Below are 25,097 nucleotides of genomic sequence, written 5' to 3'. Positions count from 1 at the left end.
ATATCCTTTAACTTCTCATAAGCCCTAGTGGCACGATAACGCTAAGCCTCTTATCAGCTCCTGGGTGCGGGACGATAAGGCGCGGCGTCTTATAGACTTTTTTACTAAAATACAAAATATCCAGATCAAGCGTACGTGGTGCATTTTTAAACGTCCTCACGCGCTTAAATTTACTCTCATAGTGCCCCAAAATTTTTAGAGTTTCTCTAGGGCTCATAGATGTTTGTAAATTTATAACAGCGTTACTAAAATCATCCTGCGCTTTGTAGCCAAACGCCGCATTTATAAGGATCGGCGAGACTTCAACTACATGAAACCTACTATCACTTTTAATCGCTCTTATAAATTTATCAAACCTCTTTGCGCTGTCACCGATGTTGCCACCCATACCAACTAGCGCCTCATACTTAAACTCATCTCTTTTATGAAAAAAGCTAGGGCAAAAACGGCTTTTTACGATCTTTCTTGCTCCAGCTAGCTTCATAAAATCTCGCACCCACCTTCTCTTGCGACCACCACGTCCTCGATACGCACGCCAAATTCATTTTCTAGATAAATTCCAGGCTCTATACTAAAGACCATACCCTCTTTTATGAGCGTTTCACTCCTTGCTGAGACGACTGGAAGCTCGTGTATATCTACACCCACTCCGTGTCCTGTCGAGTGAAAAAAAGCCTTTTCATATCCAGCCCTTGCTATCACATCTCTTGCTGCAAGGTCTATCTCGCACGCCTTAACGCCAGCTCTAGCGACCTTTATCGCAGCAGCCTGAGCCTCTTTTACGATATCGTAAATTTCTTGCATCTTGGCGTTTTTAAATTTTTGCTCCTTTGAGAAGTTAAAATTTTCATCAAAGCAAGCAGTTCTCGTGCGATCAGAGCAGTAGCGGTTAAATTTAACCCCAGCATCAAGTAGCAACAAATCGCCCTTTTTTAAAATTTTATCCCCAGGCAGCGCATGCGCCTTTGCGGCATTTTCGTTTATCGCCACGATCGGATCAAAGCTAAGACCTAGCTCGTTTTTTTGCCTAAATATGAGCGAAGCATTAAAATGAAGCTCTTTTTCGCTCATTCCTTCGCCATTTTCACGGACAAATTTGGCAAATTCATCAAAGCATTTTGCTCCAAATTCGCTAGCTTTTTTTAAAATTTTTATCTCATCCTCACTTTTGCAAATTCTCTTTAGTCTAGAGAAATTTGCCTTTGGCTTGAAATTTATCTTAAAACCCTTGCTAAGTGCATTAAACTCGCTTAAGCTTAACTCGTCAGGGTTAAAAACGAGGCTACTTGGCTTCATTTTCCTTAAAAATACCCTGACCTCGCTTATTAAATTTCTCTGCGCTAAAAGAACGACCACGCCAGCATTTACGCAGCTTTTTGCCTCGAAGTAATACCTCGCGTCCGTGAAAAAGTACTTCACGCCATCAAGGCATAGCAAAAATTCATTGTCGCAGCTGTAGCCACACTCATAATATACGGCGTTTTCGTCCTTTAAGATGAAATTCATTGTGCTTTTTGATTTGCTCTTACTGCTTTTATCTGCTCAAAAATTTGAAGCATTCCTATCATTGCTAAATGATAGCCAACTGGTCCAAAGCCCACGATCTGGCCTGCTGCAACTGGCGCTATAAGGCTTTTGTGGCGGAATTCTTCTCTTCTATAAACATTGCTGATATGCACCTCGATAACTGGCAGCGCAACCGCACTTAGCGCATCACGGATAGCTATTGATGTGTGAGTGTAAGCAGCTGGGTTTATGATGATGCCGTCAGCATCGCCCAAGCACTCTTGTATCTTATCAACTAGCTCACCCTCAAGGTTGCTTTGAAAAAACTCAATCTCGACGTCGTTTTGATCGGCGACAATCTTCATTTGAGAGTGGATGTCCTCCATCTTCATAACGCCGTAAATTCCTGGCTCTCTAGCGCCAAGCATGTTGATATTTGGGCCTTGGATAACCATTATTTTTAGCTTCTTATCCATGTCACTCCTTTTTGATTAAATAGCCTAAATTATACATTTTCGTTCCTAAATTTTCGCTACAATAACAAAAATTTAAGGCCAAAAATGGAAATTCTAAAAGCAAAAAAGATCATCACTGGCGGAGAAAATCCAAAAATTTTAAGAAATTCTTGTGTTGTCATCGATGACGATAAAATTTTAGAAATTTTAAGCGAAAAAACAGCGATTAAGAAATTTAAAGAGGCAAAAATTTGTGACTTTAGTGATAGCGTGATCGCCCCGGCCTTCGTAAATACTCACGTTCATTTAGAGTTTAGCTCAAACGTCAGCACCCTAAAATACGGCGACTTTATAAAATGGCTTGGCTCTATCATCGACAAAGGGAGCGAACTAGCCAAAATGGACGCCAAAAAAGCGATGAACGGGGCTATAAATTCACTGCTTAAAAGTGGAGTTTGCACTATTGGCGAGATCTCTAGCTTTGGCTCGGATCTTGAAATTTTAGCCAGCAGCCCATTAAAAGTCGTGCTTTTTAGTGAAATTTTAGGCTCAAGCGAGAAGATGTGCGAACAAAATTTGCAAAATTTCTTAGCCAAATTTGAAAAGACAAAGGGCTATAAAAACAAAAATTTCACCCCAGCCATCTCGCTGCACTCGCCCTACTCTGTGCACCCCAAGCTTGCCAAAGCTGCCCTTGAAATGGCTAAAAAAGATGAGCTACTTGTAAGCACACACTTTTTAGAGAGCAAGGCTGAAAAGCAGTGGCTAGAACGTGGCAGTGGTGGCTTTAAAAAACATCTTTTAAGATTTAGCCCAGATCCAAGGCCGATGTATGACGCTAAGAGCTATTTTGAGATGTTTCGTGAGATAAATACGCTATTTACGCACTGCGTTTATGTGAGTGATTTTGCTAAATTTAAGCCTCATCATAGCGTTACACACTGCGCCGTTTCAAACAGGCTACTTGGCAAAAAGGCGCTAAATTTAAAAGAAATTTTCAAAAACAATGTGAGCTTAAATATCGGCACAGACGGTCTTAGCTCAAATATCAGCCTAAATTTCTGGCATGAACTAAGAGCCGCCCTATTTACCCACGCTAGCCTTGATCTAAACGAGCTTGCCACCAGACTTTTTGTCGCTGCAACGCATGAAGGCGCAAAGGCACTTAGGACGAATAACGGCGAGATAAGAGCTGGACGTGCGGCCGATCTGGCCATCTATAACGACCTAGAGTGCGATGACAGTGAGCTAATATTACAGCTCATACTTCACACAAACGAGGCTAAAAAACTATATATCGGAGGCAAAATTTGCAAATTTTAAGGCTTATTTTTAGAGGAATTTTGGGAATTTTTAAATTTATCAACAACTACTTTAAGGCGCTCATATTTTTACTGATCCTATTTTTCGTATTTGCGCCAAGTGGCAAGATAAAAGAGCCAAATTTAGCCCGAATAGACATCGTCGGCACAATACTTGACACAAGCGAGATCTTAGAGTCGCTAGAAAAAGCAAGGCTTGATAACAACATCAAAGGCGTGCTGCTCTACATCGACAGCCCAGGCGGCTCACTAAGTCCCAGTGTGGAGCTTGCTATGGCGGTCAAGAGGCTAAAAGAGAGCAAAAAAGTGCTCGCTTACGCAGCTGGTAACATGGCAAGTGGCAGCTACTACGCTGGCGTAAATGCCGATACTATCGTCGCAAATCCAGGTGCTTTCATAGGATCAATCGGCGTCATCATGCAAGGGGCAAACATCGAAAATTTAGCCAAAAATTTAGGCGTGAGCGAGCAGGTAGTGAAGGCTGGCGAGCTTAAAGAAGCTGGCACCTTTATGAGGAGCTGGAGCAAGCAGGAGCGTGAGAGCCTACAAGGGCTCGTAAATGATGCCTACATGCTCTTTGTGAGCGACGTAGCGGAGGCTAGAAATTTAGACATCAAGAAAAAAGATGAGTGGGCAAACGCAAGGGTATTTTTAGCTCACAATGCCCTTAAAATGCGCCTAATTGATAGCATGGGTAGCTACTTTGATGCTCAAGATACTCTAGCACACCTAAGCATGGTCGGTGAGCCAATCTGGCAAGAAAAACCAGCTATTGAAAAAATAATGGATAAATTTACAAAGCAAGGTATAAACTCGCTTTTTAATGCATTTTTTGAGACAAAGCTCAAATAATCAAAGCAATACATGGCTAATCAAAGCAAAAAGATCAAGGCGGGGATAAACTGCATATATAGTATAAATTTAGCTCATACTTTGCAAAAAATTTTTGGCAATATTTTTAAGCTTAAACTCGTAAAGAAGATTTGAGATTTTATCTGTTGATTTGATATCCAGCCCAAGATCATTTGCTAATATTTTGTAATAAATTTGCGGATTAGATCCTAGATCGATTGGCGGTGATTTTGAACTTTTGGATAGTTTTTTGCCATCTTTTAAAAGCAGCTTATGATGAATAAAAGTAGCCCCTGAGAAGTTAAATTTTAGCATTTTTGCGATGTATCTTTGAGCTAGTGTGCAAGGTAGCAGATCTTCCCCTCTAACAACCAAATTTACGCCCATATCCTCGTCATCTATCACGCTTGCAAGGTTGTAAGCCGGAGTAAAATCTTTTTTATAAATTACAAAATCACCCATTTGCGCTGATACAGCCTTACCAAGCTCATCGTCTTCATCAATGCTTAACCTAATGGCGGTTTTATCTTTTATAAATTTTAGATTTTTATCTTTGCATATTTTGGTGTAAATACCGTTTTTATAGGCACCTTTTGTAGTCCTTGAACATTCACAGATATAAATTTCATCTAGTTTTTCAAGCACATCTTCATATCTTTTGGCTCTTACTTTGAAGCTAAAATTTTGCTCAAAATCACTCGTGCAAGTAGGCCCTTTATCGCATTCAAGCCCTAAAAATTCTAAAACATCAAAGATATTTTGAACAAATTCGCGCCGGTATCTACTAAGGTCATAGTCATCAATACGTAAGTGTAAAATGCCGCTTACTGAACGTGTCAAAAGATAAGTTAGGATGAAGTTATAAGCGTTACCAGCATGTAAAAATCCGCTTGGTGTAGGAGCGATACGAGAGACTATGCCACCATTTGGTGGCAAATAGTCATTAATCTCTTGGTCTAGCCTCATTTACTCTTAAAGTACGTCCGCCTAGCTCTTTTTCATTTAATGCATCTATGGCTCTTTGTCCCTCATTTGCATCGTCCATTTCAACAAAGCCAAAGCCTTTTGAGCGGTCAGTTTCTCTATCTTTTACTATTTTTGCTCGCTTTACTTCACCAAATTGTGCAAAAGCTTCCTTTAATTCTGCCTCTGTCGTTCTATACGACAAATTTCCTACATAAATATTCACAGGAGTGTTCCTTAAAAAAATTACCGATTTGTTCGGTTAGTGTGATAATAGCTAATTTTCGTCAAAATGATGTCAAAAAGCAAAAATTTATTACAAATTTTTAAAAAAATATCCTTAAAAGATACAAATTACAACACTACGATGTTTTAGTCTATTACTCTAAATAAAATTTATTCTTAAGTTTAAACACAATAATTAAATAAAAAATTATATTTTTTTTATAAACTATTTATAAAGTAAATCATTCTTTACTTTAAGATAAGCTTCATCGCCAAGTAAATTTTTAACTATAAAAAGTGCAAATTCCATTGAAAATGCAGGACCCTTTCCTGTGATGATGTTTTGATCTTTTAGCACGTTTTTATCGCTCACGTAGCCTCTTTTGTCGCTTCTTACATTTTCTTCGAATCCTGGATAACAAACAAAATGATCTTTTAGCACACCAGCACTCTCAAGCACCATAGGAGCAGCACAAATGGCACAAATAAGCTTATTGCTTTTATCAAAATTTTGTAAAATTGCTTTGAGCCTTGTATCGTTTGCTAAATTGCTAGCTCCTGGAAGTCCACCAGGAAGGACGATCGCATCATAGTCTAGCTCTTTCATCTCGCGAAGTGTTACGTCGGCTTTTACGCATATATTGTGACATCCTTTGATGTTTACGTCATTTAGTCCAACAATAGAAGCTATCACTCCAGCTCTACGTAAAACATCAACAGAAGTTAGTGCTTCTATCTCCTCAAATCCTTCAGCTAAAATCACAGCAACTTTTTTCATAAATTTATCCTTTCAAGTAATATGTTTTATTTGTTAAGTAAAATTTTATATAATATTGGCTTATTTCACAAGAAAGGACAGAGCATGCAAGTAAAAATTATTTACTGCAACTCTTGAAACTATCGTCCGGTAGCTTCTCGTGTAGAAGATGAAATAAAAGCGAACTTTAGTGATGCAAGAGTCGAAAAGGTTATAGGTGATGGTGGAAATTTCATCGTCGAGGTTGATGGAGATGTTATATTTTCTAAGAAAGATCGCATCGGAAATGATGAAGCGAGATTTCCTCACGGTGAAGAGATCACAACTCTTATAAACAAATATCTTAAAGAAAAGTCGGCTTAATGCTAGCTACCGAGACGGGAAACCGTCTCGTTTTTTCCCATTTTTAACTTGCAATTCTACTATCTTGATATAAAAATTTTATAATTAAAACATTAGTCTATCTCGCTAAGAATTTTCATTTTTTTATATATTTTTTGATTCTTAAAGATTTTACTAGCTGATGTTTGGCCATATTTGATTTTTATCGAGCATAAAAATTTTATGCATTCTATACTAGTGCTACTTGAAATTTTACAATGTATGAAATGAAGTTTTTTGCTAAAGCCAATACTTTTTAAATAGTGACTTTAGCTAAGCATTAGGCTTACTAAACGTAAATTTAGTAAGAAAGATTAAACTGCTTTATTTATTTGCACGCTCGATATACTCGCCGCGAACAGTATCCACACGGATAACCTCACCCTCAAGTACGTGAAATGGTATCTGAACTACCGCACCACTCTCAAGAGTAGCTGGCTTTTTACCACCTTGCGTATCACCCTTGAAATTTGGTGGAGTCTCAACTATCTTTAGCTCAACTACTTGTGGCACTTCAACGCCGATCGCATTGCCATTGTGAAATAAAATTTCAACCATCATGCCATCGATCATCCATTTTTTAACATCACCCACATCCTCGTCGCTGATAGCAACTTGCTCATAAGTAACTGTATCCATAAACTGACAATATTCACCATCGTCATAAAGATACTGCATCTCTTTTTCTTCAAGATGTGGTTGCTCGCATTTATCTCCTGCATGAAAAGTCTTTTCAAGCACTTTTCCATCGATAAAAGATTTGATTTTTGCACGAACAAAAGCTGCACCCTTGCCTGGTTTAACATGTTGATATTCTACGATTTTATAAGGAACGCCATCGATCTCGATCTTTAGTCCCTTTTTTAGATCGCCCATTGAATATGAAGCCATTTTTTATCCTTTCAAAATTTTATATAACTGCGTATTGAGCCCAAACGCAAGCTTCAAGTGCGTTTAGTCTCTCTAACGTTTCTGCTTTTATATGTTCATCAACCAAGATAACAGCAAGTGCCATATTGTGATCATCTCTACCAAGGCGGAAGTCTGCGATATTGATCTTTTCATCAGCTAAAATTTTACTAATCTGAGCAATAACGCCTGGCACATCATGGTTTTTAAATATGATCATCTTGCCTTTTGGCTTAAAGTCGGTCTTAAAGCCATTTATCGTTACGATACGTTGCTGATTTTCACCAAATACCGTTCCACCAACGGTTACAATGCCATTTTCAGTAGTTAAGCGAACTGTGATTTTATTTTTAAAAATGCTATCTCCGCCAAGGCTAGTTTCAGTCACTATTCCTTTTTCATCGCATAAAAATTTAGCATTTACGTAATTTATCGCATCACCAAGACTCTCTTTTAAAGCACCTACGATTGCAAAAGTTAGCATTGAATTTGCATATTCGCTGATTTGACCGTGAGTCTCAATACGAATAGCCTTAATAACGCTTTTATTTATCTGTGCAGCAAGAAATGCCATCTTGCTTGTAAGATCGATATAAGGCTCAACAAATGGCGGTAGATCTTCTGTTTTTATAGGTAAATTTAACGCATTTGGATAGCTTATACCACGAGCTGCTAAAATAGCTTGTTCGACTGCCTCAACTGCGATATTTCGCTGTGATTCAAGCGTATTTGCTCCAAGGTGTGGGGTGACGCTTACATTGTTTAGATCAAGAAGTGGATGATCAGTTGCTGGCTCTTTTGTAAAAACATCAATACCGGCAAATGCTATCTTGCCACTTTTTAGTCCTTCATAAAGTGCTTCTTCATTATAAAGACCGCCTCTAGCACAGTTTATAAGTCTTACGCCATCTTTCATTTTTGCGATCTCTTTAGCGCCTATCATATTGGTTGTCTCTTTAGTTTTTGGTGTATGTATCGTGATAAAATCACATGCTAAAATATCATCAAAATTTTTAGTATAAGTACCGCCCATATCAATGACTTTAGATGGATCAATGTATGGATCATAAGCGATGATCTCCATACCAAAAGCTTTTGCGCGAACAGCTACTCTCGAGCCAATATTTCCAAAGCCGATCACACCAAGCTTTTTCTTAAAAAGCTCAACCCCATACCACTTCTCACGCTTCCAGATTCTATCTAGCTTTAGATCATTATGAGCGTATTCAAGAGATCTAGCTGAAGCTAGCATATGAGCCATTGTTAGCTCAACTGCAGCAATAGTGTTTGCAGTTGGAACGTTCATAGCTATTATGCCACGCCTTGAGCATCCTTCTATATCGACATTATCTACACCAACACCAGCTCTAACGATGGCTTTTAGTTTTTTACCAGCGTTTAAAAAGGCCTCATTTACTTCAGTTGAGCTTCTTGTTATAGCAACATCAGCCTCGCCTAAAATTTTTAAAAGTTCATCTTTGGGAGTATTAACTGCATCTATTACGTTTATATCTTGCTCTTTTTTTAAAAGTTCAAAACCTACTGGATGTATCGCATCGCAAACAATGATAGTCTTCATAATTTCACCTCTCTCACACTTGAGTGGATATCATAAACTCTTAGTTCTAAAATGATATTTTGTAGAAGTTTAGAGTCTTGAGTATTTAAAAATATCTGGCTTTTTGCACCATCTTTTACAACAGTAAAATCGACCTCGCTTTTTCTTAAAGTCTGCATCAAACAAAACATTGAATAGATATCATTTTTATCTATCAAAAGCTCATATGCAGTAATCTTTGGTTTTTCTATTTTGGGTCGGTTGTATTCTATAAAAATTTCATTTACAGGCAGCACATAATCTCTTTTTCTAATAGTTGCTAGCTCACTCATCCAGTTAATATTGCTGGTCGTGCTTTTGGTTAAATTTTGCTCATTTGTGATATTTTCTTCATGTATTTGGCTGAAATTTACACTTGCAAATTTAACAAGAGAAATTCCAACCAAACCCAATATAACAAATAGCAGGACAACTACTAATAAAAGTACGCGTCTGCCCATTTAAACTAAAGTAATTGTTCTTTTATGATATCGCCAAGTGTTACTTTATCGTCGTTATCATTGATCTCATTTAACACTTCACGCTCTTTTTGTTTTGCTAAACGGCGTATGCTAAGGCGAATTCTATTTTTCTTCTCATCGATAAATGCGATAGCCGCTTCAATCTCATCGCCAATCTTAAGCGTACTAACGTCTACACTACCTAAATCTTCTTTGCGGATCAGCGCATCAACGTTATCACCAAGCTCTACAAATACGCCAAAGTCTTTAATGTCGCGAATTGTTCCTTTTACGATATCACCTACATTAAATTTATCAGCAAATGCTTGAACTGGACTTTGTTTTAGGTCTTTTAGGCTAAGTGAAACTTTTTGTTCAGCACTATCGATTTTGATTATTTTTACTTCAAGCTCGTCACCAGCTTTAAACATATCTTTGCATTTATCGTTTCTATCCCAAGACGCGTCTTCATTATGTAGTAAGCCTTCAACGCAACCCACTCTAACAAATGCACCAAAATTTGTGATAGTTGTCACAACGCCTTTTACTACGTCGCCCTCTTTGTGTTTTGCCTTAAACTCATCAAATGGCTTTGGAAGTAAATTTTTAAGGCTTACTCTTAGGCGGTGTCCTTTAGCATCAATTTCAATAACTTCAACATCGATTTCTTGGCCTTCATTGATGTGATCTTTTGGATTTTTGATATTTTTATCCCATGAAATTTCAGATATATGTAAAAATCCTTCAATATCATTTCCAAGATCAACAAATGCGCCATAAGGCTCGATATTGCTAACTGTAACTTTGATAGTGTCACCAACCTCTAGTCCATCATTTATGATCTCTTCCCAAGGATCTGGAGTAGCTGCCTTGATAGATAAAGACAAGTGGCGTTTTTCGTTGTCATAACTGATAACTTTAACTAAAACTTTATCGCCTTCTTTATATAGTGAGCTAGGGTTTACTGGGCCTTTATAACTTATCTCGCTGTAATGCACAAGCCCATCGACACCGCCAACATCAACAAACATACCATAAGTTGTGATTTTTTTAACTGTGCCCTCTATAACGCTATCATTTTCTACTATGCTTGATAGAGCTTCTTTACGTTTTTTGCGATCATCGTCTAAAATTTTCTTTCTAGAGACAACTATGCTATTTTCTTCTTTGTCAATTTTTATAACTCTTACTTTATATGTTTTACCAATTACGCCTTCAGTATTTTTAAAGCCACTGTGAGTTTTTGGTAAGAAAAATTCCACCCCATTTACATCTTGAGTTATAAAACCACCTTTATTTTTTCCAACTACTTTTACATCTATTTCGTCAGAATTTTCAGGATCGTAAGCTTCGATGAAAGCTTTAACTTTCTCTTTTCTAAGTGCTTTTTTGTGCGACACTATAGGTCTTCCATTTCTTGATCCAGTTATTACAACTTTGATCGTATCGCCAACTTTATGCGTCAGGTTGCCATTTACATCAGTGATTTCAGAAACATTTAAAATGCCTTCTGACTTCTTGCCAACGTCGATTAAAACCTCATCGCCATTGATACTGACGATTTTTGCGTCACTATCTTCTTCAGTCTTTTTAAAAGACTCCTCTAACATCGCAGCAAAATCGATATCTTCGATATCTTCGTCTTTTGCTTTTCCTAATTGAACACTTTTGTTCACAGCCATCTTGATCCTTTAAATTTTATTATGCCAGTAGAGGCAAATTGGCTTATTATAGTTAATTGTGGCTTTAGCTAGGATAAATTTTATACTTTTTTGATTCTGTCAACGACTTTTTGTATGATCCAGTCAGGCGTGCTAGCACCCGCACTTATGCCACACAAATTTTTGCCATCAAACCATGATTTTTCAAGCTCTTCTTCGCTTTCTATCAGGTAGCTATCTTCGCAGAAATTTTTAGATATTAGGTAGAGTTGTTTTGTATTTGAGCTGTTTTTACCGCCGATTATTATCATCACATCAGCCCTTTTTGCCAAATTTTTAGCAGCCTCTTGGTTTTCAAAAGTTGCGTTGCAAATCGTATTAAAAACACGCACCTCTTTTACATGAAGCATAAGGTAGTTTGCGATCTGCATAAATTTCTCGACTTTTCTAGTCGTTTGGCTAACAAGTGCGACCTTTTGCTTAAATTTAATGCCCTCCAGCTCGCTCTCTTCAAGCACGACATAGACGTTACCCTTGGCATATGACTTCACGCCCTTTACTTCAGGGTGGTGCACGTCACCATAGATCACCACATCATAGCCCTCTTCGCTCATTTTTTCACAAATTTGTTGTGGCTTTGTCACAAATGGGCAAGTTGCGTCGATCACCTTTATGTCTGTCTTTTTTAGCTCAGCTAGATCGTTTTTAGTGATGCCATGAGTGCGGATAATTGCTTTTTTTTCATCCTTTAGCTCATTTATGCCATCAAGCGTCTTTACATTATAGTTTTTTTCAAGCCTATTTATCTCTTCATTGTTATGAATGAGTGGCCCAATAGTTGCAGCATCTCCTGCATTTTCAGCGATTTTTATCGCCCTTTTTACACCAAAGCAAAATCCATAGCTACTAGCAAGCTCAATTTTCAATTTTAGCTCCCATTTTCTTTAAAATTTCAGCAAAATTTGGAAATGAAGTAGCGATAAATTCGCTCTTTTCTATCTGCATGCCACATTTTAGTCCAAGTATGGCAAAGCTCATAGCGATCCTGTGATCTCCGTGGCTATCTATCGTGGCAAATTTAGCCTCTGAACCATTTATGATAAAGCCATCTTCAAGCTCGCTAGCATTTACACCGCACTGCTTTAGCACATTTATCGTCACAGCTATCCTGTCGCTCTCTTTTACTCGAAGCTCTTTTGCGTTTATTAGCTTGCTTTGTCCCTTTGCGCAGGCAAATGCGATGGCTAAAGCCGGCGCTTCGTCGATGAGCCAAGAGATATTTTCGCTAACTTCTACACCTTTTAAATTTGGCGAGTACTTAACTTCGATATCGCCGATATCTTCATATTTGCTTGAGGTTTTGTGAAATTTTATCTCAGCGCCCATTTTTTCTAAAACCCTGTAAGCTTCGATACGAGTTTTATTTAGCAAGATATTTTTTAAAATAATATGCGAATTTGGGATGATTAGAGCTGCGACTGCAAAGAAAAATGCCGAGCTTGGATCGTTTGGCACATCTATATCAAGTGGCGCAAGTGGCGAACTCATCGGCTCTAATATAATCTCTAGGTCGCCACGTTTTATATCAGCTCCCATACCTGCAAGCATGCGCTCAGTATGATCTCTACTTAGCTCTGGCTCGCTAAATTTGCAGCCATTTGAATAAATAGCTGCTAGCAAAAGCGCACTTTTTACCTGAGCTGAGGCGATCTTACTATCAAAATCAAATCTTTCAAATTTAGTCCCTCTTATGCAAAGAGGAGCGTTGTTTGCGTTGTTTGCGCCATCTATCTTTGCACCCATCTCATTTAGAGGCTTTGCTATCCTTGCCATTGGACGAGAATTTAAGTATTTATCACCACTTAGCACAAAAAAGCCATCCTGTGCGGCCAGTAATCCCATAAAAAGCCTCATCGCCGTACCAGAGTTACCACACTCTAAAATTTCACTTGGCTCCTTTATCTTTTGTGGCGGAGTGATCATTATCTCAGAGCCATTGTCCTCGATCTTTGCGCCTAAGAGCTGGACTATCTTTAAAGTATTTAGCGTATCATCTGCTCTTAGATAGTTTCTAATCCGAGATGGCTTGTCGCTTAAAAGTGAAAATATTGCACATCTATGCGAAATAGACTTATCCGCAGCAATATCATCTATGGTTAAATTTAAACTTTTGTCTAATGGGTAAATTTTCATCTTATTCCGATATTTAGTTTATCTTTTAGCTCATTTAAAATTTTATCCATAAGTGCGTTTATATCATCATCTTCAAGTGTTTTTTCCATATCCTGAAATGTAAATTTCAAACTAAGACTGATTGAGCCATTTAGCTTCGCATCTTTATAAATATCAACCGGTAAAAATTCTTTTAGCTCTTTTAAATTTAGCCCTCTTATGCACTCATAAATTCGCCCAGCCTCAAAATTTTCAGGCACAATAAGGCTAAGATCCCTTGTGGTGCTTTGAAACTTAGAATAAGGAATAGCCAAAATAGGTTCGAATTTGAGTTTGGTAAAATCTATCTCGCAGATATAAGTTCTTGGCAGATCTCTCTTTGCTTCGACTCTCGCATCGACTCTACCGATATAGCCTATCTTTTCGCCATTTTGATAGATGTGTGCCTGCTCGTATGGACTAAGATATGAAATGCCATGGCAAGGTTTTAGCTCAAATTTACCTATAACATTTTGCACCATCGAAGCAAAAGCATAGAAATTTGCTTCCTCGCCTTTTGCTCCATTTATCAATGTTGGCTCTTTTAAAAGCCCAGATACAACAAAGCCTAAATTTAGACCTTGACTTGCGTCTTCATCAAAAACTTCTCCGAGTTCAAATAATCTAACTGAGCGTTTAGAATTTTTAATATTTTTCTCGCATGAGCTCAAGAGGTGATTTACAAGAGTTGGTCTAAGTGTATTTAGCTCGTTGTTTATAGGATTTAATATCTTGACCTTGCATGGCTTGAAATTTAGCTCACTGAGCTCATCTTGGCTATCAAACACATAATGCACACTCTCAAAAAATCCATTATCAGCAGCACTGTGTCTTAAATTTAGAGCATTTTTATAGTCAAAATATGTCTTATTTAGCCTATTTTTCTCTGCAAAATTTAGCGGCGTTGAGGCGATATTGTCGATGCCTATTATCCTTACGATCTCCTCGCAGATATCATGCGAATTTACGATGTCGTGGCGAAATAGCGGCACTTTTACATTAAAGCTCTCTTGCTCGACATTTACTGCGATCTCAAAGCCAAGCTTCTTTAAAATTTTAACGACATCATTTCTTGCAACCTCTTGACCGATCATATTTTTAAGCTCGCCAAGTGAGATGCTAAGAGTGATAGGCTCGGTGTTTAGAAGTGATTGCTGGGAGCCTGCAAAAAGACTTAGGCTATCTTTAAAGCTAGCAAGCCTTTTAAAAAGATAGTCCGCCCCGTAAGCTAAATTTGGCTCGCTACCACGACTTGAGCGATAAACTTGATCGCCTTTTGGTAAATTTTTGTTTTCAAAAATAGCCTTTGAAACAACATCTGGTTTTACGTAGCTAGCCTCTACCAAGATCACCTTTGAGCCCTCATCGACCCTAGCCTCATCGCTTTGGTAAATTCCAGCAACACCTAAATTTTTATCCTCACAAAAAACCACGCACTCGCCATTTTCGCCATTTTTTATATCAAAAACAGCCTTTTCACCTTCACTTACTAGCTTAGCGTGATCATAAGCCCTAAATAAAACACCCGTGCAAAATGTCGCGTATTCAAGCAGTCTCTCAACTAAATTTGTCTTTTGGCACTCTATTAATGCTAGACGCATGCGAGTTATTAGATTTTCATATAGTCCCTCTTTTAGCTCAAAAGCCTTATACAAAAATGACCCACTTACTTTATCCTCTGCTCGCACAGAAGCTATTCTGCCAATACCTAGTAAATTTTCGCTTTCATCGTCTTCGTGGCCATCTTTCATATTTAGATCAAGCGCTGCACAAATTTCTCTTGCGATGCCATGTAAATTTTGGCAATCGCCTCTGTTTGCTGTGACATCAACTTCTATTATCGTATCCCTAAAGACCTCAAATTCACTAAGGCTTGTACCAAGTTTTAGCTTGCCGATGCTCTCATCAAGTGGCAAAATTCCATCATTTATCTTTGGAAGTCCCAGCTCACTTGAAGAACAGATCATACCACTTGACTCAACACCTCTTAGCTTTGCTTTTTTTATCTCAAGACCATTTGGCATAGTCGTGCCAATAAGTGCAACTGGCACAAACTGGCCAGCTTCAACGTTTTTAGCCCCACACACGATCTGAAGCGTCTCTCCACCAACATCTACCTGACAAACACTTAGTTTATCAGCATCTGGGTGCTTTTCTCTACTTTTTATGTAGCCAACCACAATGCTCTTTGGTAAATTTATCTCTTTATAGCTATCAACCTCTAGCCCAATAGAATTTAATGTCTTTGAAAGTGTCTCGCCGCTAACGTCGCTAAGGTCGATCCACTCGTTTAACCAATGCTTTGAAATTATCATTTAAACTGCTCCAACAATCTTAAATCTCCCTCAAAAAGCGACCTTAGATCAGGCACTCTATGAAGCAACATCGCAAATCTCTCAACGCCAAGGCCAAAAGCGTATCCACTTACATTTTTATAGCCAACCGCCTTAAATACATTTGGATCAACGACACCACATCCAAGTACCTCAAGCCAAGTAGTTTGCTTACACACTCTGCAGCCCTTGCCATGGCAGAATATACAACTAATATCAACCTCAGCGCTAGGCTCCGTAAATGGAAAGAAGCTAGGGCGAAAACGCACTTCAACGTCGCCAAACATATGCTTTAAAAAGCCCTCTAGCATTGATTTTAAATTTGCAAAGCTAACTTTCTCAGCATCCTCCACCACAAGGCCCTCGACCTGGTGAAACATCGGTGTATGCGTTAAATCCATATCACGTCTAAAGACAGTACCTGGCGCTATCATACGAATTGGTGGTTTTTGATTTAGCATAGTTCGCACCTGAACTGGGCTTGTATGCGTCCTTAAAAGTCTAAAATCATCTAGGTAAAATGTATCTTGCATATCCCTTGCTGGGTGGTATTTTGGTAAATTTAGCGCTTCAAAGTTGTGAAAATCATCTTCTATAAGTGGCCCAGTCTCGAGCGAGAAATTTAGCGCTAAAAAGTATTCAATTATCTTATCCATCGTAGCCATAACAGGGTGCAGCGCTCCGCTAGCAACTGGCTCATTAAATAGCGTGATATCAGCAGCCTCTTTTTTCATCTTGTTATCTATCTCTTGCTCGCTAAGCTCAGCCTTTTTAGCTTCTATTAGCTCGCTAAGCTCATCTCTTTGCTTATTTAAATTTGCTGCAAATTCCTTTTTCTCATCTTCGCCAAGCTCTTTTAGCTTTGCAAAACCTTGCGCCAAGATGCCCTTTTTGCCAAAAATTTCTACCCTGACCTTCTCAAGATCGTCAAGCGTTGAAATTTCATTTTTGATTTTATTAACGAAATCTTGCAATTTTTTACCTTTATAAATTTTTGAGTCGATTTTATAGAAAAAGAGTTAAAATCAAGATAAAGAGCACGAAATTTAAGCACACTTTGATATAATTTTGAAAAATTTCAAAGGAGCTAAAATGACCATATTTGAAAAGATCGTAGCTGGTGAAATCCCTTGCAACAAAGTGCTTGAAAGCGAGAAATTTCTAGCTTTTAACGATATAAATCCAAAAGCACCGATCCACATCCTAATCATCCCAAAAAAACACTATAAAAATTTCCAAGAGATGGATCCGGTTTTAATGGGAGAGATGACTAAATTTATCCAAGAAGTGGCGACCTTAATGGGCGTTGATAAGAGCGGATACCGCCTCATCACAAACTGCGGCGAAAACGGCGGCCAAGAGGTTATGCATCTACATTTTCACCTACTTGGCGGAGCGAAGCTTGGCTGGAGCGAAGGCGTAGCTGATCCACAAAGCACATTTTAATAACTTATAAATCTTAGACTCAAAGCATGAGTCTAAGATTTTATTTTCTTGCAGACTTAATAGCTTCAAGCAACTCTTCAAAACCTACTTTACTTGAGTTTTCAACATCTTTTAATATTTCAACGCCAGGTAGATTTCCTTTGTCTTTATCAGCAAAAATAACCATCGCTTTTTCTAGTCCATGATGAACATTTTCATGATGAGCTGCGATACTTGAGAGAATTTTGGCATCTTTTACAAGAGTATTTTTCACATCTTTTTCATACCATTTGCCAAATCTACACTCATGAACATCTTGAATTTTATTAAATTCATTTAAAAGCACACCTCTATATCCATTTAGCTTCATATTTATATGATCTATTTTTCCATTACTTACATAGACTTCATTTGTAACATTTAAAGCCTGATTTAGGATATTTTGCGTATTTGCGTTTACGCTTGAGATATTTCCTTCAAATCCACCTAAAATTTTCATAGCATTTGCAGAAATTTTTGAAAAATTCTCACTCATTTCGATCATCGTATTCGCACTTTGCTTAAGGCCATTTATATTCACTTCTACTTCAAGTGTTGCTTTTTGAGTGCGCTCAGCTAGCTTTCTAACTTCATCTGCCACGACAGCAAAACCTCGTCCATGCTCACCAGCACGGGCCGCCTCGATCGCAGCATTTAGAGCTAGTAAATTTGTCTGATCTGAGATGTCTTTAATTAGATTTATAATCTCAACAATCGAATTTACGCTTCCATCAAGTGAAGATGCGTCGTTTGAGAGATCGCCACTCATCTGGCTTACTTGCTCGATCGAGTTTAAAATTTCAGCCGTTTGCGACTTGAGTTCACCTGTCTCTTTGAAAGTCTTTTCATTTAATCCGTTTATACTTTCAAGCATTTTTAGATTTTCTTCCATTGTTAATTGCAAGAAATTTATACCATCTTGATAACTTGAAAGCAATAAATTTACAGCCTCTTGCTTATCCTTAGCTTGTTCTTTTGGCTCGCAAGTTTTAACGTTTTTTAGCTCCTCTTTAAGTACTAAAATTTCAGCCTTTAAAGCTTCATTTTCTCTTTGTAAAGCTTCATTTTTACTAGAAAGCTCTTTATTCTTGCCATCAAAAAACATTTTTCATCCTTTAAAATTTGTAAATTACGCGTAATTATAACTCTTTTTACTTAAGCCAATCGTCTAAAATTTTAATTTGCTCTTCAACGCTTTTATTTGCCGTGCCGCCTTTTGAATTGCGAGCCTCTTTTGAAGCGTGAAGATCTAGAAATTTAATAGCATTTTCATCTAAATTTTCATCGACACTTTTTAGCTGCTCTTCATTTAATTCACTCAAATCAAGTCCTAAACTTTCAGCCTTTGCAACAGCTTTACCTGTAATAAAATGTGCTGTTCTAAATGGAATATTTTTTTCACGCACTAGATAATCAGCCAGATCAGTGGCACTTAGATGCCCAGTTTTTGTCGCTTTTAACATGTTTTTTTCATTAAATTTAGCCGTTTTTATCATCTCGTTTAGGATAGTAGCCGAGCTTAAAATGGTTGAGACGCTGTCAAACACACCCTCTTTATCTTCTTGCATATCTTTATTATAAGCAAGTGGCAGACCTTTCATCGTAGTTAGTAGTGCTACTAAATTTCCATTTACACGTCCAGTTTTACCGCGTATGAGTTCGGCTACATCTGGATTTTTCTTCTGTGGCATTATGGAACTGCCCGTGCTATAAGCGTCGCTAATGCTTACAAAGCCAAATTCTTGAGAGCTCCAAAGTATGAGCTCCTCGCAAAGCCTAGAAGCGTGCGTCATAAAAACGCTAATGTTAAATAAAATTTCCAGCGCAAAGTCACGGTCGCTCACGCTATCCATCGCATTTTGCGTGCAACCTGCAAAGCCAAGCTCACTTGCAACGATAGTTCTATCTATCTTATGAGGAGTGCCTGCAAGTGCTGCTGAGCCAAGCGGACTAAAGTTATTTCGCTCATAGGAGCTAACAAATCGCTCAAAATCCCTCTTAAACATAAAGGCATACGCTAGCAAATGGTAGCTAAGGCTTACCGGCTGGGCATGCTGAAGGTGCGTGTAGCCTGGCATTAGCGTATCTTTGTGATTTTTGGCTAAATTTGTAAGCGTGGCGATGAGCTCTTTTATACATGAAGAAATTTCTAAATTTTTCTTCAATACGTAAAATTTAAAATCAAGCGCAACTTGGTCATTTCTACTTCTAGCTGTGTGCAATCTACCACCAAGCTCAGCTCCGATGATCTGGCTAAGGCGCTTCTCAACTGCCATATGTATATCTTCATCCTCTATTTTAAAAATAAATTTACCTGCTCTTATCTCAGATAAAACCTCATCAAGCCCCTTTATGATCGCCTCTGACTCATCTTTTTTCAAAATTCCACAAATTCCAAGCATCTTTGCGTGAGCCTTACTTCCAGCGATATCTTCTTCAAAAAGATTTTTATCAAAATTTATAGAAGCATTAAATTCCTCAAGTAACTTCGAGCTAGCCTCGCTAAATCTTCCCTCCCACATCTTTTTATGTGCGTTTTCATCTTTTTTCATAGCTTTACCTTTAATTAGTTTTGCGTGATTTTAACAAAATAGCACTTAACTGGGTATTTTAACTATAAAGTTGCAAAAAAGTTATAAATATAATTTATCTTTAAGGATATAGAAATATAATTCAAAATATAACTTTTTAAAAACTATTTTAATTTTCTATTGAATATAGTTTAAAATAAAAATAATCTATAAGAGGAAGGATGATATGCAAATAGATGCGAATATGAACTCAAATATTTTCTATCATGATGGCTATACATCTATCTCTTCAAATAGCTCAAAAACAAGCATGTTAGTATCTTCTGGCTATGACAAAAAAGATATTGTTAGAAGCAATGAAGTACATGTAGAACAAAGAGAAGATGCTAAAATTTCCCCTATAATTATTAATAAAGCGAGCGCTATACAGTTACAAAAAGACTTAGAAAAATTACAAGATCAAAAGCTAGATATTTCACATCAAATTTCAAGCATCCAAAGCCTAAAAGATCGTAACTCTATGCAAATGCTTCATTACTTAAATTTAGAGCAGTCAGCCATTCAAAATAACATTTTAAGCATTAAAACTCAAATGATAGAAATGGCACAGGCTTAAAACTAAGCCTTACCAATAATAGTTTCTAAAACTAGGCAAAAATCCTCTAAAAAATATCCCATTGATTTATAAAAATTGCTAGTTGCGTCTTTTTGGATATCTCTTGAAAGCTGTTTAGCATAAGGCAAGAAAAATGAGACACTAAAAGCTGCAAGAAGCTTCATAGACTCCTTAGATGCTTCACTTTTTAAAATATTTGCTATTAAAATTAACTGATTTGAGATGCTATCAACCTCGCCCATTTTTGGCTGAAAATTTATAGCCTTGTAAAATTGAGCTAGATCATCTTTTGCAGAAGAAAAACAGTAACTTGCCTCAAATTTTGACTTTAAAATGACAAAATCGTCACATAAAGCAGCACTACTTTCATCTTTGATAAATTTGGCATAAAGCTCATTGCCTTTTTTATTTGCTTCGCTATTAGTCTGCGTTATCCACGCATTTGTCTTTTTGATACGCATAAAAGATGAAACATCCAAAATGCCACTAAAATTTGCAGCAAGCGCAGCCGCTACAACGCTATAAAGTTCCCCAAGCCTCAATTTTAATCCTTAAGTCGTAGATATCTAAGTCTAAGTGCGTTTAAAACGACAGTAACAGAGCTAAGACACATCGCCATTGAGCCATAAACTGGGCTTAAAAGTAGCCCAAAGACCGGGTAAAGCACACCAGCAGCCACTGGAATACAAATCGCGTTATACATAAATGCCCAAAATAAATTTTCTTTTATGTTTGCCATAGTAGCATTTGCTAGTCTAACTAGTCCGGTCACGCCACGCAAATCATTTTTAATAAGCACGATATCTCCAGCACCTTTTGCTATATCTGAGCCCGAGTTCATAGCTATACCAACACTTGCTTCTTTAAGTGATGGTGAGTCGTTTACGCCATCACCAACAAAGATAACGCCACCATGATTTGTAAGCTCTTTTATCTCATTAAATTTATCTTCAGGCAACATATTTGCGTGATATTTGCTCACATTTAGCTTCTTAGCGATGCTTGCAACTACTTTCTCATCATCGCCTGAGAGGATCACACTTTGTAAATTTAGACTTGTAAGCTCATTTATAACATCACTTGCCTCGTCTTTTAGCTCATCACTAAGCGTTAAAAAACCGACAAATTTTTTATTTATAGCACAAAGTATGACGCCGCTTCCATCGTTTGTAGCCTCTTTTATAGCGTTACTTTCATCCGGATTTAAACTTACTTCATTTGCCAAAAGCAGCTTTTCGTTTCCGATTATTATCTGATTATTCTCATCCTCATAGATGATGCCTTGCCCGACAACATTTTGAAATTTTCCATTTAGCTTTTGTAAATCTATACATTTTTGCTTTGCATATCTAACGATAGCTTTTGAGATGAGATGCTCACTTAAATTTTCAGCAGAAGCGATAAGAGCTAAATCTTGCTCGCTTAAATTTGAGCTTTTGACACTGATTTGCCCTTTACTAAGCGTGCCAGTTTTATCAAATGCTACAAATTTAGCATCTTTTATTAGCTCTAAAACTTCTGGATTTTTTACTAAAATTCCAGCTTTTGCACCACGTGCAAGCGAGCTTACTATTGCTATTGGCGTAGCAAGTCCAAGAGCGCATGGACATGAGATTATTAAAACGCAGATCGCGCTAGAGATCGCATAGGCGAAATTTCCACTAAAAATTATCCATATAAAAAATGTAAGAACTGAGATCGCCACGACACTTGGCACAAAGATGTTTGCTATCTTGTCAGCCAGCCGTCCGATAGGCATCTTTTTAGAGCTAGCGTCGCTTAGTAGGTTTAAAATTTGAGATAGCAAGCTCTCGTAAGAGCTCTTTGTCACCTTGACGCTTATGTAGCCATTTGTGTTTAGAGTGCCGGCAAATACGCCATCTCCCACCTCTTTATAAACTGGCAAGCTCTCTCCTGTAAGCATAGAAGCATCTATCTCAGCGCCACCTTGAACTATCACGCCATCACTTGGAATGTTGTAGCCATTTTTTACGATGACGATGTCGCCTACTTTTAGCTCATTTACATTTACCTCTTTACTATGTCCATCTGGCATGACCAAAAAGGCGGTCTTTGGCGAAATTTTAAGTAGCGTCTTTAGGTAGTCGCCTGCCTTTGCCTTTGAGCGCTCTTCAAGATACTTACCTAGCAAAACAAAGGCTATTATCATCGCTGCGCCCGAGACATAGACATTTTTTAGATCATCTGGGATGAAATCTGAAAAGATCACAACAAAAAGCGAGTATAAAAATGCACTGCCGCTTCCAAGAGCTACAAGCACGTTCATATCGTAGTTTTTGTTTTTAACAGCCTCTATGGCGTGAGCAAAGAAGTCTTTGCCACTAAAAGCTAGCACCAAAAAGCCAAGCACTAAAATGGCTAAATTTACAACCACGCTAGGCCTTACAAACATCTCAAGCGCCATGATGACCATGCTCGCTAGAAATGCAAATATAAATTTATTTCTGATCGCAGTTATATGCTCGTCTCTTTTGGCTTCGAATTCATCAATATTTGTCGCCACAAAGTAGCCAAGCTTTTTTATCTTTTGCTCTAAAACTTCACGCACGCTAGCGTCTTTTAGGACAAATTCGCCGCTTGCATTTGCAAAATTTACATTTGCTTCAAGCACCCCATCTATCTTTTTAGAAACTTTCTCGATAGCGGTTGAGCAATTTACGCAGCTCATTCCCGCTATATTTAGCTTGACTTTTAAAGGCATATCAAAGCTCCTTTATAACGTCAAATCCAAGATCAGCCATTTCAGATTTAAATTTTTCAACTTCACTATCTTTAAGATCAACCCTAACTTGTCTTGGCTCTTTGCTAAGATCAACTTCTATCTTGCCAAAGTCATCTTCAAGTGCGTTTTTTATAGTGTTTGCGCAGTTTTGGCAGTGGATATTGCTTGCTTCAAATGTTTTCATATTATCTCCTTTATCATATGGTCGTATTCATGTAAATTTACAATTTTCTTAACATTAAATTTAAAGCCAAGGCTCTCGTAAAATTTACGAACTTTTGGTTTATTTGTATCTACTATTAATGAAACCTTTTTATGCCCTAATTCTTTTGCTACGACAAATGAATGCCTTATGAGCTCTTTTGCAAGCCCTTGGCCTCTAAAATTTTTATCAACAGCGATACTATCTATATAAAACTCATCGTCAAAACACTCTTTTTCTACTTGAGTATCTTTGCCAAGAGCCATTAAATGCTGCGAAATTTCTCTATCAAGCTGCTCCACGTCGCCACCAAAGTAAGCACACATAGCAGCTATAATTTCCTCGTTATGTTTATAAACAAAGACATTTTTATAGCTTAGTCTATTTGTCTCACTTTTGAAAAAAATTTCTAAAATTTCATCACTTTTAATAGGATCGTCGTAGCCACTTAGCTTGTAGGCGATATCCTCCATTGCTAGATTTAGTAGCTTTATGCAGCTTTTTGCATCTTGTTTTTGAGCATTTTGTATCATGTGCGTCATTATAAAACTCTAGCTTAAATTTTTACCAAATATCAATCTGCGATTTACAAATTAATAACCCGCAATATGCAAACTAAAAATGTTTTAAAAAAGTATAAAATTTTTTTAGTTATAATCCGTAAAAAATTTATTTAAGGATATTTATGGGACGAGCATTTGAGTACCGAAGAGCGGCAAAAGAAGCTAGATGGGATAAGATGAGCAAAGTATTTCCAAAACTTTCAAAAGCTATAACAGTAGCTGCAAAAGATGGTGGTTGTGATCCAGATATGAACCCAAAACTTCGTGCGGCAATCGCAGCAGCAAAAGCTGAAAATATGCCAAAAGATAACATCGACGCTGCCATAAAAAGAGCAAATGGCAAAGACAGTGCCGATATTAAGACTATTTTTTATGATGGTAAAGCAGCTCACGGCGTGCAGATCATCGTTGAGTGTGCGACCGACAATCCAACAAGAACGGTTGCCAATGTTAAAGCGATATTTAGCAAAAATGGTGGAGAAATTTTACCAAGTGGCAGCCTTAGCTTTATGTTTACAAGAAAGAGCGTTTTTGAGCTTGAAAAACCAAGCGCAGACATTGAAGAGATCGAACTTGAGCTGATAGATTATGGCCTAAGCGATATCGAGGCTGACGATGAGACGCTATTTGTATACGGTGATTATGCAAATTTTGGCACACTTCATGAAGGTATCGAAAAGCTAAATTTAGTAGTTAAAAAAGCTTCACTTCAATACTTACCAAATCAAACCGTGAATCTAAGCGAAGAGCAAATGCTTGAGGTTGAGAGACTTCTTGATAAGCTAGAAGATGATGATGATGTTCAAGCAGTTTATACAAATATCGAATAAAAGGGAAATACATGCGTTTTGATGAATTAAAAGTTTATGATATAAATTTAGATGAACTTAAAAAAGATAAATTTGTAGTTTTAGAGACAGACAAAGGCGAGATCAGACTTGAACTTTTTGCCGAAGAAGCTCCACAAGCTGTCGCAAATTTTATCCATTTGATAAAATCAGGCTTTTATACTGGTCTAAATTTTCACAGAGTTATACCAAATTTTGTTATCCAAGGCGGTTGTCCAAATGGCACAGGTACAGGCGGTCCTGGCTGGAGAATAAAATGCGAATGCGACAACCAAAAGGTAAAACACGAGCGCGGTAGCCTAAGCATGGCTCACGCAGGGCGTGATACTGGCGGATCACAGTTTTTCATCTGTCATAGCAAACAACCTCATCTTGACGGCGTGCATACAGTCTTTGGAAAATGCGTTGATGAAGAGAGCCTAAAGGTGCTTGACGCTATAAGACAAGGCGATAAGATCATCTCTGCTAAGATCAGAGAAAGCCTATAAAGGGGAAAT

27 protein-coding genes and 1 pseudogene are annotated in these 25,097 nt (G+C 37.7%); 7 read left to right on the top strand and 21 right to left on the bottom strand.

Annotated elements, in window-relative coordinates:
* Window positions 1-7: 7 nt before the first annotated feature.
* From folK to aroQ, 3 genes are read right to left on the bottom strand one after another with little or no spacing between them, the layout of a single operon-like run.
* On the bottom strand, window positions 8-484 hold the full coding sequence (gene folK, locus CCON33237_RS02650; RefSeq protein WP_054196273.1) for a 2-amino-4-hydroxy-6-hydroxymethyldihydropteridine diphosphokinase: 477 nt from the start codon (window positions 482-484) through the stop codon (window positions 8-10).
* Window positions 481-1,506 (bottom strand): M24 family metallopeptidase, encoded by a 1,026-nt coding sequence (locus CCON33237_RS02645; RefSeq protein ID WP_054196272.1) that lies wholly within the window; start codon window positions 1,504-1,506, stop codon window positions 481-483. Before CCON33237_RS02645 ends, folK begins: the two co-directional genes overlap by 4 nt.
* Window positions 1,503-1,982, bottom strand: coding sequence for a type II 3-dehydroquinate dehydratase (aroQ, locus tag CCON33237_RS02640; protein WP_004317604.1), 480 nt, complete (start codon window positions 1,980-1,982; stop codon window positions 1,503-1,505). Before aroQ ends, CCON33237_RS02645 begins: the two co-directional genes overlap by 4 nt.
* Window positions 1,983-2,066: 84 nt before the next feature.
* Here aroQ and mqnF point away from each other — a divergent pair, with 84 nt between their 5' ends.
* Window positions 2,067-3,284 (top strand): aminofutalosine deaminase family hydrolase, encoded by a 1,218-nt coding sequence (gene mqnF, locus CCON33237_RS02635; protein ID WP_054196271.1) that lies wholly within the window; start codon window positions 2,067-2,069, stop codon window positions 3,282-3,284.
* Window positions 3,272-4,135 carry a signal peptide peptidase SppA gene (sppA, locus tag CCON33237_RS02630; RefSeq protein ID WP_054196270.1) on the top strand — a complete coding sequence of 288 codons (864 nt, stop codon included), beginning with the start codon at window positions 3,272-3,274 and terminating at the stop codon, window positions 4,133-4,135. The genes mqnF and sppA overlap by 13 nt, the downstream gene beginning before the upstream one ends.
* Window positions 4,136-4,204: 69 nt before the next feature.
* Here the strand turns inward: sppA and CCON33237_RS02625 are convergent, their stop codons facing one another.
* The 3 genes from CCON33237_RS02625 to CCON33237_RS02615 form a co-directional block, all read right to left on the bottom strand.
* Window positions 4,205-5,101 (bottom strand): glutamate--tRNA ligase family protein, encoded by an 897-nt coding sequence (locus CCON33237_RS02625; protein ID WP_054196269.1) that lies wholly within the window; start codon window positions 5,099-5,101, stop codon window positions 4,205-4,207.
* Entirely contained in the window at window positions 5,079-5,324 is a 246-nt protein-coding gene (locus tag CCON33237_RS02620; protein ID WP_054196268.1) for an RNA recognition motif domain-containing protein, read from the bottom strand. The genes CCON33237_RS02625 and CCON33237_RS02620 overlap by 23 nt, the downstream gene beginning before the upstream one ends.
* A 225-nt stretch (window positions 5,325-5,549) precedes the next feature.
* Window positions 5,550-6,101, bottom strand: coding sequence for a DJ-1 family glyoxalase III (locus CCON33237_RS02615; protein ID WP_054196267.1), 552 nt, complete (start codon window positions 6,099-6,101; stop codon window positions 5,550-5,552).
* Window positions 6,102-6,185: 84 nt separating this feature from the next.
* On the opposite strand from CCON33237_RS02615, the gene CCON33237_RS10010 reads away from it, so the two are divergent.
* Window positions 6,186-6,443 carry a SelT/SelW/SelH family (seleno)protein gene (locus CCON33237_RS10010; RefSeq protein ID WP_255349566.1) on the top strand — a complete coding sequence of 86 codons (258 nt, stop codon included), beginning with the start codon at window positions 6,186-6,188 and terminating at the stop codon, window positions 6,441-6,443.
* A 342-nt stretch (window positions 6,444-6,785) separates the two neighbouring features.
* Here the strand turns inward: CCON33237_RS10010 and efp are convergent, their stop codons facing one another.
* The 8 genes from efp to pheS all read right to left on the bottom strand — a co-directional run bounded on the left by efp (window position 6,786) and on the right by pheS (window position 16,607).
* On the bottom strand, window positions 6,786-7,352 hold the full coding sequence (efp, locus tag CCON33237_RS02610; protein ID WP_021090997.1) for an elongation factor P: 567 nt from the start codon (window positions 7,350-7,352) through the stop codon (window positions 6,786-6,788).
* 19 nt (window positions 7,353-7,371) lie between these two features.
* Window positions 7,372-8,952 carry a phosphoglycerate dehydrogenase gene (serA, locus tag CCON33237_RS02605; RefSeq protein WP_223155256.1) on the bottom strand — a complete coding sequence of 527 codons (1,581 nt, stop codon included), beginning with the start codon at window positions 8,950-8,952 and terminating at the stop codon, window positions 7,372-7,374.
* A complete protein-coding gene (locus CCON33237_RS02600) occupies window positions 8,946-9,428 on the bottom strand; it encodes a hypothetical protein (RefSeq protein WP_054196265.1) in 483 nt (160 codons plus the stop codon). Before CCON33237_RS02600 ends, serA begins: the two co-directional genes overlap by 7 nt.
* Before the next feature lie 5 nt (window positions 9,429-9,433).
* Window positions 9,434-11,110 (bottom strand): 30S ribosomal protein S1, encoded by a 1,677-nt coding sequence (locus tag CCON33237_RS02595; RefSeq protein WP_054196264.1) that lies wholly within the window; start codon window positions 11,108-11,110, stop codon window positions 9,434-9,436.
* Between the two features lie 80 nt (window positions 11,111-11,190).
* Window positions 11,191-12,015: a 4-hydroxy-3-methylbut-2-enyl diphosphate reductase gene (locus CCON33237_RS02590; RefSeq protein WP_054196263.1), complete on the bottom strand. Its 825-nt coding sequence runs from the start codon at window positions 12,013-12,015 to the stop codon at window positions 11,191-11,193.
* The gene (gene aroA, locus CCON33237_RS02585) at window positions 12,005-13,282 is read right to left on the bottom strand and encodes a 3-phosphoshikimate 1-carboxyvinyltransferase (protein WP_054196262.1); all 1,278 of its coding nucleotides are present in this window, start codon (window positions 13,280-13,282) and stop codon (window positions 12,005-12,007) included. The genes CCON33237_RS02590 and aroA overlap by 11 nt, the downstream gene beginning before the upstream one ends.
* Window positions 13,279-15,615: a phenylalanine--tRNA ligase subunit beta gene (gene pheT, locus CCON33237_RS02580; RefSeq protein WP_054196261.1), complete on the bottom strand. Its 2,337-nt coding sequence runs from the start codon at window positions 15,613-15,615 to the stop codon at window positions 13,279-13,281. Before pheT ends, aroA begins: the two co-directional genes overlap by 4 nt.
* Window positions 15,612-16,607: a phenylalanine--tRNA ligase subunit alpha gene (gene pheS, locus CCON33237_RS02575; RefSeq protein ID WP_054196260.1), complete on the bottom strand. Its 996-nt coding sequence runs from the start codon at window positions 16,605-16,607 to the stop codon at window positions 15,612-15,614. Before pheS ends, pheT begins: the two co-directional genes overlap by 4 nt.
* A 118-nt stretch (window positions 16,608-16,725) precedes the next feature.
* Between pheS and CCON33237_RS02570 the strand changes: the two genes are divergently transcribed.
* Window positions 16,726-17,079 (top strand): histidine triad nucleotide-binding protein, encoded by a 354-nt coding sequence (locus CCON33237_RS02570; protein WP_021091047.1) that lies wholly within the window; start codon window positions 16,726-16,728, stop codon window positions 17,077-17,079.
* 40 nt (window positions 17,080-17,119) lie between these two features.
* On the opposite strand, the gene CCON33237_RS10055 is transcribed toward CCON33237_RS02570, so the two are convergent.
* The 3 genes and pseudogenes from CCON33237_RS10055 to argH form a co-directional block, all read right to left on the bottom strand.
* On the bottom strand, window positions 17,120-17,428 hold the full coding sequence (locus CCON33237_RS10055; protein ID WP_374048490.1) for a CZB domain-containing protein: 309 nt from the start codon (window positions 17,426-17,428) through the stop codon (window positions 17,120-17,122).
* 84 nt (window positions 17,429-17,512) lie between these two features.
* Window positions 17,513-17,791 (bottom strand): annotated as a pseudogene (locus tag CCON33237_RS10050) (methyl-accepting chemotaxis protein); the annotation flags it as partial.
* Window positions 17,792-18,248: 457 nt separating this feature from the next.
* The gene (gene argH / locus CCON33237_RS02560) at window positions 18,249-19,649 is read right to left on the bottom strand and encodes an argininosuccinate lyase (RefSeq protein ID WP_054196258.1); all 1,401 of its coding nucleotides are present in this window, start codon (window positions 19,647-19,649) and stop codon (window positions 18,249-18,251) included.
* A 205-nt stretch (window positions 19,650-19,854) separates the two neighbouring features.
* On the opposite strand from argH, the gene CCON33237_RS02555 reads away from it, so the two are divergent.
* Entirely contained in the window at window positions 19,855-20,244 is a 390-nt protein-coding gene (locus CCON33237_RS02555; protein ID WP_021090651.1) for a hypothetical protein, read from the top strand.
* Window positions 20,245-20,246: 2 nt separating this feature from the next.
* Here the strand turns inward: CCON33237_RS02555 and CCON33237_RS02550 are convergent, their stop codons facing one another.
* From CCON33237_RS02550 to CCON33237_RS02535, 4 genes are read right to left on the bottom strand one after another with little or no spacing between them, the layout of a single operon-like run.
* Entirely contained in the window at window positions 20,247-20,786 is a 540-nt protein-coding gene (locus CCON33237_RS02550) for a hypothetical protein (RefSeq protein ID WP_054196257.1), read from the bottom strand.
* A 2-nt stretch (window positions 20,787-20,788) separates the two neighbouring features.
* Entirely contained in the window at window positions 20,789-22,966 is a 2,178-nt protein-coding gene (locus CCON33237_RS02545; protein ID WP_054196256.1) for a heavy metal translocating P-type ATPase, read from the bottom strand.
* 1 nt (window position 22,967) lies between these two features.
* Complete coding sequence (locus CCON33237_RS02540; RefSeq protein WP_054196255.1) at window positions 22,968-23,171, bottom strand: heavy-metal-associated domain-containing protein; 204 nt, start codon at window positions 23,169-23,171, stop codon at window positions 22,968-22,970.
* Window positions 23,168-23,722, bottom strand: coding sequence for a GNAT family N-acetyltransferase (locus CCON33237_RS02535; protein ID WP_054196254.1), 555 nt, complete (start codon window positions 23,720-23,722; stop codon window positions 23,168-23,170). Before CCON33237_RS02535 ends, CCON33237_RS02540 begins: the two co-directional genes overlap by 4 nt.
* Window positions 23,723-23,874: 152 nt before the next feature.
* Here CCON33237_RS02535 and CCON33237_RS02530 point away from each other — a divergent pair, with 152 nt between their 5' ends.
* Entirely contained in the window at window positions 23,875-24,582 is a 708-nt protein-coding gene (locus CCON33237_RS02530) for a YebC/PmpR family DNA-binding transcriptional regulator (RefSeq protein WP_054196253.1), read from the top strand.
* Between the two features lie 11 nt (window positions 24,583-24,593).
* A complete protein-coding gene (locus CCON33237_RS02525; protein WP_054196252.1) occupies window positions 24,594-25,088 on the top strand; it encodes a peptidylprolyl isomerase in 495 nt (164 codons plus the stop codon).
* The last annotated feature ends 9 nt before the right edge of the window (window positions 25,089-25,097 follow it).

Origin of the sequence: Campylobacter concisus, from assembly GCF_001298465.1 — a bacterium.
In the GTDB taxonomy this organism is placed as follows: domain Bacteria; phylum Campylobacterota; class Campylobacteria; order Campylobacterales; family Campylobacteraceae; genus Campylobacter_A; species Campylobacter_A concisus.
This window is presented reverse-complemented; position numbering and strand designations above follow the sequence as displayed.